Genomic DNA, 11,064 nt, shown 5'->3' on the forward strand with positions numbered 1-11,064 from the left:
GCCCCTCAACCGCTCATCCGTGAATTCTCAGTGGCCCTGCTCATCACGGCGCCGCTGCCACCGCTCCTCGATGCGTGTCATCATTGAGCGGCGCTGACGGCCCTGACGGCTGGGAGCCGCCCCGCCGCCACCCTGTGCCTCGCCGGGTTTGGGGGCCTTGCGCCAACCGGTCACCGCGAGCACCGCGCATCCCAGCATGATCAGGAAGCCCACCACGCTGATCCAGATCTGGGGAACGATCACCCCGACCATGAGGAGTGCGATACCCACCAGAAAACCCGCGACCGCCTGGTAGACCCGTCGCCGGGTGTACGTTCGCAGGCCGCTTCCCTCAAGCGCTGTCGCGAACTTGGGATCTTCGGCGTACAGCGCTCGCTCCATTTGCTCGAGCATGCGCTGCTCGTGCTCCGAGAGCGGCACGGAGTCCTCCTACTCGTCGGTCGCGGGGGGCGACCGGGTGCGACCCTTTCAGGATAGGCAGGGAATCGCCCCCGTGAAACCCGCCCCTCAACGCCAATTCGCCCACCCCTTCGGGCGTGGCGAAAGTTGACGCTGAGACGTCCATTCCCCTCCCGCCGATTGGCCATGCCGGACGGTGTACCCCGATCATACGGCGCCGGGCGTCCGAGCGGGTCTCCTGTGGCCGACTCCACCTGCGCCGCCCGTCGTCGGGCGGGGCGGGAGGAACGCTCTAGTCCCGCTCGGCGAGGACGTGCAGCTGAGTGGCGACGGAGCGGAAGGCGGGCAGCTCGGCGGCGGCCTCCTCCAGCTGCAACAGGGCGTCCAGCGCCCCGGGCTCGGTGTCCACGAGCACTCCGGGGACAAGATCGGCGAAGACCCGCACCCCGTGCACCGCGGCGATCTCCAGACCGGCCGCGCGCACCAGACCGGACAGTTGGTCCTCGGTGAAACGGCGCGGCATCGGGTCTCCGGAGCCCCAGCGGCCCTCGGGATCGGTAAGCGCTTGCCGAGCCTCGGTGAAGTGACCGGCCAGGGCGCGGGCCACCACGGCGCCGCCCAGGCCCGCGGCGAGCACGCTGAGGGTCCCGGCGGGGCGGAGGGCCGCCGCCGCGTTCCGCAGGCCCTCGGCGGGGTCGTCCACGTACTCCAGCACGCCGTGGCAGAGCACCACGTCGTAACCGCCCCGCTCGACCACCTCGAACAGCCCGTGGGCATCGCCCTGGACCCCGCGCACCCGGTCGGCGACCCCGGCCTCGGCGGCCCGTCGCTCCAGCGCGAACAGCGCGTTCGGACTCGGGTCGACCACGGTGACGCGGTGACCGAGGCGGGCCACGGGAACGGCGAAATTGCCGCTGCCGCCGCCGGTGTCAAGGACGTCCAGCGCGCCGTGCACGGCCTCGCCCGCGGCGGGCTCCCGGCCCGTGGCCTTGGCCCGCCGGTCCAGGGCGTCTTTCAGGACCTCCCAGACCACGGCGGTACGGAGGGACGCACGGGGGCGCTGCGGGTCTGACACGGCGGGTGGCTCCTCGGCGCGGTGCCGCCACCGCCCGGAGGCGGTGACGACGGCTTGCTGAACGTCGGCGCTCCCAGCCTATTGCCTCCGTGGGGCGGGCCGCGCCGAGGCGGCCGGCGGACCGGCGCCACGCGATATCGGACCACCCTCACGCGGACACCGGGCCGCTCCCACGCGGACACCGGGCCACTCCCACACGGACACCGGGCCACTCCCACACGGACACCGGGCCACTCCCACACGGACACCGGACCACCCTCACGTGGACACCGGGCCGCTCCCACGCGGACACCGGACGGCCCTCGCGCGGACACCGGGCCACCCCCACGACTCGATGCCGGGCCGCCCCTCAGGCCCCCGGCGGGCCCGGCTCGTCGTCCGGCCTCTGGTGGGGCAGGGCCGGCTGCAGCATCAGCATGCGCTCCACCAGGCGCAGGAACATCGCGGTGGCGCGCAGCAGATCGTCCGCGTCCCGCGGGCTCGCGGCGCCCTGTATCCCCGCCTCGGCGCGAGCCCGGCGCTCGGCGCCGGAGGCGAACAGGGCGCTCCACTCGGCCAGTTCGGGAGCGACCTCCGGCAGCACCTCCCAGGCGCTGCGGATCCGGGCGCGGCGGCGCGGGGTGGGCTCGGGGCGGCCGCGCACGGCGAGCACGGCGGCGGCCGTGCGCAGTGCGGCCAGATGTGCGGTCGCAAAGCGCTCGTTGGGGGTCTCCAGCGCGGCGGCCTCCTCCAGGCCCTCATGGGCCTGGGTGAGCAGGGCCGCGGCGGCGGGCGGGGCGGACGCGCGCCGCAGCACGGGGTGGACATCGCTCGCGGGACCGGTCAACGAGGGGGCAGGGGCGGCGGCACGGTGCCGGCGCGCTGCGGCGGTACTGGCCATGACGAACCTCCTGTCGTCGCGTGGCGACCGCTCGTGTGGTAGAGCGTCCGCCGTATGGGGCCATCGTGGGGCACACCACTGACAATCGGCCCTGACCAGCGTGAACGCCCCCGGCGCCGGGCCTTGCACGGCCATGCCCCATACTGGTTTTTGCACTGACCAGTCAGTTCAAAAATCAAGGAAGTGATCTGTGTGGGGGGCACCCCAGAAGCGGAGACCGGGGCGGCGGTGACGGCCGAGGGGCTCGGCGTCAGGGGGTCGCACGGCTGGGCGTTCCGCGGTGCCGACATCGCCGCCGATCCGGGTGCGCTGATCGCCATCGAGGGACCGTCCGGCTCGGGCCGCACCTCCCTGCTGCTCACGCTCACCGGCCGGATGCGCCCCACCGAGGGCCACGGCGGTGTCGGTGGCCTCCGGGTGCCCCAACAGATGGCGCGCATACGCCGGATCAGCGCGCTCGCGCAGGTGCCGGGCGTCAACGAACTCGACCCGGTGCTCACGGTCGCCGAGCATCTGCGCGAGCGGGCCCTGCTGCGGCGCCGGTTCGCCGACTCCCCGCGCGGGCTGCTGCGCCCGCGCCGGGATCGGGCCGCCGCGTCCCGGGCCGCGATCGACGCCGCCCTTACGGCCGCCGGGCTGGACCTCGACACGCTGCCCAAGGGGCCGCGTACGGCCGTACGGGACCTGGAGCGGCTGGAGGCGCTGCGGCTGTCGATCGCGCTCGCGCTCATCGCCCGGCCACGGCTGCTGGCCGTCGACGACGCCGACCTGAAGCTCTCGGACGCCGACCGTGAGTGCGCCTGGGCGCTGCTGCGGGAGATCGCGGAGGACGGCACCACGGTCCTCGCGGTGTGCAGCCAGGCCCCGCCCGGCGCGGTCGTGGTCCGCACCGCGCGCACAAGCGCCGCCGGGAACGGTGAGAAGGCCCGCGAGGCGCAGAAGGCCGATGCGCCCGCCACCGACCGACACGGACACGACGAGAACGACGAGAACGAGGAGGGGGCGGCGGATGCGCTCGCCGAAACTCGCCGCGCTTGAGCTGAAGCGGTTCGGAAGGGGCAAGCTGCCGCGTGCGGCACTCGCGGCCCTGCTCCTGCTGCCGCTGCTCTACGGCGCGCTGTACCTGTGGTCCTTCTGGGACCCGTACGGCAAGCTGAACAAGATCCCGGTCGCCCTCGTCAACTCGGACACCGGCGCCACCGTGCAGGGCGAGCACCTCACCGCGGGCGACGACATCACCGGCAAGCTGCTCGACAGCGAGACCTTCGACTGGCACCCCACGAGCGCCGCCGAGGCCCGTAAGGGCGTCGCGAACGGCACGTACTACCTCTCGCTGACCGTCCCCCCGGACTTCAGCCGCCGGATCGCCTCCAGCTCCGGCAAGTCCCCGGAGACCGGCGCCCTCAAGGTGCGCACCAACGACGCCAACAACTACATCGTCGGCCAGATCTCCCGCTCGGTCTTCTCCGAGGTGCGCGCCGCGGCCTCCACCAAGGCGTCCCGCGGCTTCTACGACAACATCTTCATCTCCTTCGCCGACATCCACGGCGAGACGGAGAAGGCCGCCAAGAGCGCCGACAAGCTCGGTAAGGGCATCGGCAAGGCCAAGAAGGGCGCGGACGACCTCGCCAAGGGCCTGGCCAAGGCCAAGGAGGGCAGCCGCGATCTGAAGTCCGGGCTCGGCACGCTCTACAAGGGCTCCGGGACGCTCGAGACCGGCGCGGGCGGGGTCGCCGACGGCACCCAGTCCCTGTCCGACAAGGTCAACGACGTGGCGGCCAAGGTCCGCCCGTTCCTCAAGGAGCACGGCAAGGAGATCGGGGACATCTCCCAACTGGTCGCCGACGCCTCCCAGAAGGCGTCCGACAACCTCGACACCCTGCCCGAGAAGACCTCCACGGCGGCCGCCAAGGCCCGTAAGGCGGCCGACGACCTCGCCGCCGACTACCGGACCCGCTGCGAGGGCGCGGTGTCCACCGACCCGGACTGCCCCGCGCTGAAGAAGTCGGTGGCGGCGGCCGACACCGCCGCCGATGTGGCCGAGGACGTCAACAAGCTGGTCCAGGACCACACCGGCCAACTCGACACCCTCGGCGGCCATCTGGACGATCTGCACGACCAGGCGCTCTGGCTCGCGCGCACCGCCCCGCACCTCGACACCGATCTCGACTCCGCCGTACGGAAGATCAACACCCTCAACTCCGGGGCGCAGAAGGTCGCCAAGGGCGCCGGAACCCTGCACACCGGGCTGAGCACCGCCAAGACCGGCGCGTCCGACCTCGACCGTGGCGTCGGTAAGGCGCGCGGCGGCGCGGACACCCTGGGCGGCGGGATGTACCGGCTCGTGGACGGCTCCGGGAAGCTCTCCGGCGGTCTGTACGACGGCGCGGCCAAGATCCCCGACTACGGCAAGCAGGACCGGGACGCCCGTACGGAGGTGATGTCGGATCCGGTGCGGCTGGTGAACCAGGCTCTGCACAAGGCGCCCAACTACGGCACGGGGTTCGCCCCGTACTTCATCCCGCTCTCCCTGTGGGTCGGCGCGATGGTGGCCTACATGCTGATCCAGCCGCTCAACGGGCGCGCGCTGGCGGCGGGCGCCTTCTCCTGGCGGATCGCGTTCGCGGGCTGGCTGCCGGTCGCCGCGATCGGTGTGCTCCAGACGCTGGCCCTGATGGCGGTGCTGCACTGGGCGATCGGCCTCGAGATGGTGCGGGCCGCGGGCACGCTCGGCTTCCTGATGCTGGTGACGGCCTGTTTCGCGGCGATCGTGCAGTGGCTGAACGCCCGCTTCGGACCGGCCGGCCGGATCCTGGTGCTGGCCCTGCTGATGCTCCAGCTGACCTCGGCGGGCGGCACCTACCCGGTGCAGACCAGTCCGCGCTTCTTCAACGCCGTCCACCCCTTCCTGCCGATGACCTACGTGGTGGACGGGCTGCGCCGGCTGATCACCGGCGGCGGGCTCGGGCCGGTGTGGCTGGCCTGCGGAGTGCTCATCGGATTCACCGCGGCCGCCCTGGCGCTCACCGCGTGGTCGGCGCGGCGCCGGCAGGTGTGGACGGTGGACCGGCTGCACCCGGAGCTGAGCCTGTGAGCGGGATAACATCAACAACGGGCAGAATCGGCGCCATGGACAGCAGCAGCACGCGCCGCCAGGCCACCCGGCAGAAACTCTTCGAGGCAGCGGTCACCCTCATCGCCGAACAGGGCTTCTCCTCCACCACCGTGGACGAGATCGCCGAGCGGGCCGGGGTGGCCAAGGGCACGGTCTACTACAACTTCGCCAGCAAGACCGTGCTCTTCGAGGAGCTGCTGCAGCACGGCATCGAGCTGCTGACCGCCTCGCTCCAGACCGCCGCCGACGAGAACGCCGAGCGCGGCGGCAGCCATGTGGACGCGCTGGACGCCATGGTCCGGGCCGGGCTGGACTTCATCTCCCGCTACCCATCGCTGACCCAGCTGTACGTGGCCGAGCTCTGGCGCACCAACCGCGCCTGGCAGTCCACCTTGATGATGGTCCGGCAGCGGGCCATAGCGGTGATCGAGGCCGAGCTGCGGGCCGGGGTGACCGCGCATGAGCTCAGCGAGGACATCGACATCCCGCTGACGGCCTCGGCGCTGTTCGGGATGGTGCTGGTGGCCGCGCTGGACTGGCAGTCCTACCAGCCGGAGCGGTCGCTGGAGGATGTGCACGCGGCGCTGTCACGGCTGTTGCAGGGGCGGGTGGGCGGGACCGTGGCCTCGGGGTGAAAGCAGAAGGCGCTGTTCCGGCAGATCGACTTTCATCGACCTGACCGGAACAGCGCCTCCCCCCGTAACTCCCCCGTACTTCCCCCGTTGGAGGCTCCTGGTCCGGAGACTCCCGGTGACTCCCACCTTTCGTCCGGGCCCGCGCCGTTCCGCCGCCCCGTGCCGGCGGTGCGGCGCGCGCCCTTCCGTGTGCTCCACTCTCTCGTCCGCGCAGGTGGCGGCCCATCCGCGCGGCTACTCATCTCCCCGGCTGAGTACGCGTACTCAGCTCTGCGCGTTCGTCCCCAGGCACGGTGGCCCGGCTGTCGGTGGGGGCGGATAAAGTCACGGTCATGGCACGGATTGTGGTGATCGGCTCCGGGATGGGCGCCATGGCGGCGGCCGCCCGGCTGGCCGTGGCGGGCCACCGGGTGGTGGTGTACGAGCGCGGGCGCACCCATGGCGGCGGGGTCGGCCGCTTCGAGCGGGACGGCTTCCGCTTCGACACGGGCCCGGGGCTGCTGCAGCTGCCCGCCGTCCACCGGGATCTGTTCGTGAAGACCGGCAAGCAGACCCTGGAGCAGAGCGTCGAGCTCGTCCAGGTCGACCCGGCGAGCCGGCACCTCTTCGCCGACGGCACGGACGTCCGGCTGCCCAATGCCTCGCGGGCCGGGGTCCTCCAGGCGCTGGACGGCGCCTTCGGCGCGGGCGCGGGCGAGCGCTGGAGCGATCTGGTCAACCGGGCGCGCGAGGTGTGGGACGCCACCCGCAGACCGCTCCTGGAGGAGCCGCTGCGCACCGACTGGCACGTCCTGGGCCGCGACCCCTATCCGGCCGCCCCCGTGCGGCGCGGCCGGCTCGGCGGCCTGTTCCGCCGGGGCGGCGCCGCGGGGCCGCCCACGCTCGCCGAGGTGGCCCGCCGTGAGCTGGGGGATCCGCGCGCCATGGCCCTCCTGGAGAGCCATGCGCTGGCGCACGGCCTGGACCCGCGCTCCGCCCCCGCCGCGGCCACCGTGCTGCCCTACGTCGAGCAGACGTTCGGCACCTGGTATGTGCGCGGGGGGATGCGGGCGCTCGCCGATGCCCTCCATGAGCGCTGCCGTCAGCGGAATGTGGAGTTCCACTTCGAGGCCGAGGTCACCGGCATCATGGAGAAGGACGGCCGTGCGGCGGGTGTGGAGCTGGCCGACGGCACCGTCGCGGAGGCCGACGCGGTGGTCTCCGGCATCGACCCCGCGCTGCTGCCCCCGCTGCTCGGCGGGCAGCGGCCCTGGCGGGAGGGGGATGTGCGGCCGGAGTCCGGCGCGGGCGGCGGCACACCGGGGCGGCTGACCGTCTTTCTGGCGCTGCGCGGCGCCCGCCCCGAGGGCACCGCGCACCGCACCGTGGTCCACGCCCCGGACCGCGACGCGGAGTTGGCCGCCGTCTTCGGCGACGGCCAGGGGCTCCGCGAGCCCTGCCCCCACCCCACGGTGACCGTGCTGCGCCCGGACGACCCCGCGGTGCGCCCGGACGAGGAGCACGAGGCCGTCACCCTTACCGCCGTCGTCGCCCCGCACGGCCCGGTGGACTGGACGGACGGCGCGGCGGCGGAGCAGGACGCCCAGCGGCTGATCACGGCCGCCGAGGCGGCAATACCGGAGCTGCGGGGGCGGCTGCTGTGGCATGAGGTCCGCACACCCGCCGACACCGCGGCGGAGACGGGCGCCCGGGGCGGTGGCGTTCCGGGACCGGTGCTCGCCGGGGCGGACGGCGCGTTTCTGCGGCCCGCCAATGTCACCCGGATACCGGGTCTGTATCTGGCGGGCGGCTGGGCCCATCCGGGCGGTGGGCTCGCCCACGCCGGGATGTCGGGCGCGCTGGTGGCCGGGCTGATCGTCGAGGGCGGGGACTGGCGCGGCTCCCAGTAGCGCGGCCCGAGCGGCGCGCGGGCGCGAGCGGCGTGTCCCAGCCGTAGCGCGGGATCCGGGAAACCAGTGGCGCGGGCCCGGGAAACGCGCGGGTGGGTGCCGCTCCCGGGCGCGGCACCCACCTGTCGGCGGAGCTCAGTAGCGGTACTGCTCGTCGAAGCCCTGGGGGTAGCCCTGGTTCTGGCCCTGGTGCTGCTGCTGGTACGGGTACGCCTGCTGGTCAGCCGGGGGCGCGTCGTCGCCCTCGCGCTGCTGCGGCACCCAGGGCCCGCCGGACTGCGTCACGTCGTACGCCGAGTCCGGCGAGGCGTAGCCGGCCTCGGCCGCCCAGTGGTCGCCGCCACCGTAGGTACCGCCGTACGGATCCTGCTGACCATAGGCCGCGTACTGGTCGGCGTACTGCTGCTGGCCGTACGCCTGCTGGTCGTAGGTCTGCTGGTCGTACGCCTGCTGGTCGTAGGTCTGCTGGTCGTAGGGCTGGGCCTGGGGCTGGGCGCCGCCGTACGGGTCCTGGCCGTAGGCCGCGTACGCCTCGTTCCCATAGCCGTACTGCCCGGCCTGGCCCATCTGGTCCGCGTAGACGTCCTGGCCGTAGTTGTGGCCCTGCCCCTGGCTGTGGTCCTGCTGCGCGCCGTAGCCGCCGTACGTCTCGTACGCGCTGTAGCCGTCCGCCGTCGCGTCGCTGTACGCGCCCGAGGCCGGGGTGAAGGGCGACGGCTCCTCGTAGACGCCGTACTCACCGGTGTCGTCGGGCATCGGCTGCGGCTGATAGGTGGGCGGCTCCGGCTGGTAGCTGGGCGGCTCCGGCTGCGCCGAAGGGACCGCCTCCAGGTCGGAGATCTCGAGGATCGGCTCCTTGTCCGCGTCGTCCGGCCGGATGCTCTTCCCCTCGCGCCCCAGCAGCCCCGGCAGCCCGCCGCTCAGCGCCCAGCCCGCGGCGAAACCGCGCCGGAAGGAAAGCGTCACATACGTCTGGCCGATGGCGAAGGCGATCGCGCCCACCCCGATCACCGGAACCGACGGGATCAGCACACCGACGACCACGCCCAGGAAGCCGACGAAGGCCAGCAGTCGCCAGCGGAGCCGCGCCTTGTACTGCAGGAGGACCTCTCCCAGCAGCCATAGCGCGACGACGCCGAAAGCGATGTAGAGGACCGTCCAGCCCATGCCCGCCCCTCTCAATGCGGCCGCCCGTCGGCTGCCGTCATCAGGACCGCTGATGCAGTCCCAGATTCTCGTAGATTTCCAGCGTCGCCGTGGAGTGGTTCAGGGTAATGAAGTGCAGCCCGGGGATCTCCTCGGCCATCAACCGCGCGCACAGCTTCGTGGCGTAGTCGATCCCGATCGAGCGTACAGCCGCCGGGTCGTCCTTCACCGCCAGGATCCGCTCAGCCAGTTCGGGCGGGAACGCCGCATTGCTGAGCTGCGCGAACCGCTCGATCTGCTTGACGTTCGTGACCGGCATGATCTCAGGGATGATGGGTGTCGTACAGCCCGCCGCGGCGACCCGGTCGCGCAGCCGCAGATAGTCCTCGGGGTAGAAGAACATCTGAGTGATGGCGAAGTCGGCGCCCGCGCGGCACTTGTCGATGAAGTGACGGATGTCGGTGTCCCAGTCCGTCGAGCGGGGGTGCATCTCGGGGAACGCGGCCACGCCGACGCAGAAGTCGCCGGACTCCTTGATCAGCCGGACCAGATCGGCGGCGTAGTTGAGACCGTCGGGGTGCTGGACCCACTCCCCCAGGGGATCGCCCGGCGGGTCGCCGCGCAGGGCCAGCATGTTCCGGATCCCGGCGCCGGCGTACTGCCCGATGATGTTGCGCAGCTGGGCCCGGGAGTGATTGACCGCGGTCAGATGGGCGACCGGGGTGAGCGTGGTGTCCGTCGCGATGCGCTCGGTGGCGCGCACGGTGCCCTCGCGGGAGGAACCGCCGGCTCCGTAGGTCACGGAGACGAAGGTGGGCGAGACGGCTTCCAGCCTGCGGATGGCGTTCCACAGCGTCTGCTCGCCCTTCGCCGTTTTGGGGGCGAAGAATTCGAAGGAATACGACTGCTCGCCCGACGCGAGCAGATCGCGCACGGTTCGGGCGCGATCGGTCCTGGTGGAAGCGGTGCCTAGGGCCATATGTGCAGGCTATCGACCCGGCCCGGCTACGCCCACCCGGCCTCGGAGATATGGGGGTTTTGCCAGCTTCCTGTCCGCAGTGCGGACAGTTCCGTACGCCTTCGACCGGCGGACGGGCCGGGCCGGATGAAAGATGGGTGAAACCCAGGTGAAAAGCCGGGCCGGGCCGCGGGGCGGGCTCCACCCCGGTCGGGCCGGGCCCCGCCCTGGCCGGGCCGCGCCCTGGTCAGGCCACGCCCCGGTCAGGCCGCCGCGCGGACCCGCTTCGCCAGTTCGGCCGTCGCCCCCGCCGGGTCCTCGGCGGCCGTGATGGCCCGGACCACGACGATGCGGCGGGCGCCCGCCTCCAGGACCTGATCCAGGTTGGAGGCGTCGATTCCGCCGATGGCGAACCATGGCCGCTCCGTGCCCAGCGCGGCGGCGTAGCGCACCAGGGACAGCCCCGGGGCGGGGCGGCCCGGCTTGGTGGGGGTGGGCCAGCAGGGGCCGGTGCAGAAATAGTCCACACCGGGCTGGACGGCCGCCGCGTCCACCTCCGCCTCCGCGTGGGTGGAGCGCCCGATCAGCACGTCCTCGCCGAGGATCGCGCGCGCCGCGGGCACCGGCAGATCGCCCTGGCCCAGATGGAGCACATCGGAGCCGATGGCATGCGCGACATCGGCCCGGTCGTTGACGGCCAGCAGCTTGCCGTGCCGACGGCAGGCGTCCGCGAAGACCTGGAGATGCTCCAGCTCCTCGGCCGCCTCCAGCTCCTTCTCCCGCAGCTGGACGATGTCCACCCCCGCCCCCAGGACGGCGTCCAGGAACTCCGGCAGATCGCCCTGGCGCTTCCGGGCGTCGGTGCACAGATAGAGGCGGGCGTCGGCCAGCCGCTCGCGAGCGGTGGGGGTGGCGGTGGCGGTGGTGGACATGGGTTCCCCCGGAGGGTCGGGCGGCGTACGGGCCG

General features: G+C 72.6%; 10 protein-coding genes. 4 read left to right on the plus strand and 6 right to left on the minus strand.

The features are described 5' to 3' along the window. Positions 1 to 27 precede the first annotated feature (27 nt). The 3 genes from ACFXB5_RS49495 to ACFXB5_RS49505 form a co-directional block, all read right to left on the minus strand. Complete coding sequence (locus ACFXB5_RS49495) at positions 28 to 420, minus strand: DUF3040 domain-containing protein (RefSeq protein ID WP_385221586.1); 393 nt, start codon at positions 418 to 420, stop codon at positions 28 to 30. Between the two features lie 271 nt (positions 421 to 691). Then, positions 692 to 1,474, minus strand: a complete 783-nt coding sequence (locus ACFXB5_RS49500) for a methyltransferase (RefSeq protein WP_385221589.1) — start codon at positions 1,472 to 1,474, stop codon at positions 692 to 694. 349 nt (positions 1,475 to 1,823) lie between these two features. Next, positions 1,824 to 2,354, minus strand: coding sequence for an SAV_6107 family HEPN domain-containing protein (locus tag ACFXB5_RS49505; RefSeq protein ID WP_201853329.1), 531 nt, complete (start codon positions 2,352 to 2,354; stop codon positions 1,824 to 1,826). 192 nt (positions 2,355 to 2,546) lie between these two features. On the opposite strand from ACFXB5_RS49505, the gene ACFXB5_RS49510 reads away from it, so the two are divergent. The 4 genes from ACFXB5_RS49510 to ACFXB5_RS49525 all read left to right on the plus strand — a co-directional run bounded on the left by ACFXB5_RS49510 (position 2,547) and on the right by ACFXB5_RS49525 (position 7,993). Beyond that, positions 2,547 to 3,392 (plus strand): ATP-binding cassette domain-containing protein, encoded by an 846-nt coding sequence (locus ACFXB5_RS49510; RefSeq protein WP_385221593.1) that lies wholly within the window; start codon positions 2,547 to 2,549, stop codon positions 3,390 to 3,392. Beyond that, positions 3,364 to 5,448 carry a YhgE/Pip family protein gene (locus tag ACFXB5_RS49515; protein ID WP_385221596.1) on the plus strand — a complete coding sequence of 695 codons (2,085 nt, stop codon included), beginning with the start codon at positions 3,364 to 3,366 and terminating at the stop codon, positions 5,446 to 5,448. The genes ACFXB5_RS49510 and ACFXB5_RS49515 overlap by 29 nt, the downstream gene beginning before the upstream one ends. Before the next feature lie 35 nt (positions 5,449 to 5,483). Next, positions 5,484 to 6,104, plus strand: coding sequence for a TetR/AcrR family transcriptional regulator (locus ACFXB5_RS49520; RefSeq protein ID WP_385221599.1), 621 nt, complete (start codon positions 5,484 to 5,486; stop codon positions 6,102 to 6,104). Positions 6,105 to 6,436: 332 nt separating this feature from the next. Beyond that, entirely contained in the window at positions 6,437 to 7,993 is a 1,557-nt protein-coding gene (locus ACFXB5_RS49525) for a phytoene desaturase family protein (protein WP_385221601.1), read from the plus strand. A 135-nt stretch (positions 7,994 to 8,128) separates the two neighbouring features. Here ACFXB5_RS49525 and ACFXB5_RS49530 read toward each other — a convergent pair whose 3' ends face one another. The 3 genes from ACFXB5_RS49530 to thiE form a co-directional block, all read right to left on the minus strand. Then, positions 8,129 to 9,160, minus strand: a complete 1,032-nt coding sequence (locus tag ACFXB5_RS49530) for a hypothetical protein (protein ID WP_385221604.1) — start codon at positions 9,158 to 9,160, stop codon at positions 8,129 to 8,131. 40 nt (positions 9,161 to 9,200) lie between these two features. After that, complete coding sequence (gene metF / locus ACFXB5_RS49535; RefSeq protein ID WP_385221607.1) at positions 9,201 to 10,118, minus strand: methylenetetrahydrofolate reductase [NAD(P)H]; 918 nt, start codon at positions 10,116 to 10,118, stop codon at positions 9,201 to 9,203. 242 nt (positions 10,119 to 10,360) lie between these two features. Then, on the minus strand, positions 10,361 to 11,029 hold the full coding sequence (gene thiE, locus ACFXB5_RS49540; RefSeq protein WP_385221610.1) for a thiamine phosphate synthase: 669 nt from the start codon (positions 11,027 to 11,029) through the stop codon (positions 10,361 to 10,363). Positions 11,030 to 11,064: the final 35 nt, after the last annotated feature.

The organism is Streptomyces sp. NPDC059455 (assembly GCF_042750115.1).
Lineage (GTDB): Bacteria > Actinomycetota > Actinomycetes > Streptomycetales > Streptomycetaceae > Streptomyces > Streptomyces endocoffeicus.

Coding starts and splice junctions, on each gene's coding strand:
- metF (WP_385221607.1), bottom strand. CDS start 10,118: ATGGCCCTAGGCACCGCTTCCACCAGGACCGATCGCGCCCGAACCGTG.
- ACFXB5_RS49520 (WP_385221599.1), top strand. CDS start 5,484: ATGGACAGCAGCAGCACGCGCCGCCAGGCCACCCGGCAGAAACTCTTC.
- ACFXB5_RS49515 (WP_385221596.1), top strand. CDS start 3,364: ATGCGCTCGCCGAAACTCGCCGCGCTTGAGCTGAAGCGGTTCGGAAGG.
- thiE (WP_385221610.1), bottom strand. CDS start 11,029: ATGTCCACCACCGCCACCGCCACCCCCACCGCTCGCGAGCGGCTGGCC.
- ACFXB5_RS49505 (WP_201853329.1), bottom strand. CDS start 2,354: ATGGCCAGTACCGCCGCAGCGCGCCGGCACCGTGCCGCCGCCCCTGCC.
- ACFXB5_RS49525 (WP_385221601.1), top strand. CDS start 6,437: ATGGCACGGATTGTGGTGATCGGCTCCGGGATGGGCGCCATGGCGGCG.
- ACFXB5_RS49530 (WP_385221604.1), bottom strand. CDS start 9,160: ATGGGCTGGACGGTCCTCTACATCGCTTTCGGCGTCGTCGCGCTATGG.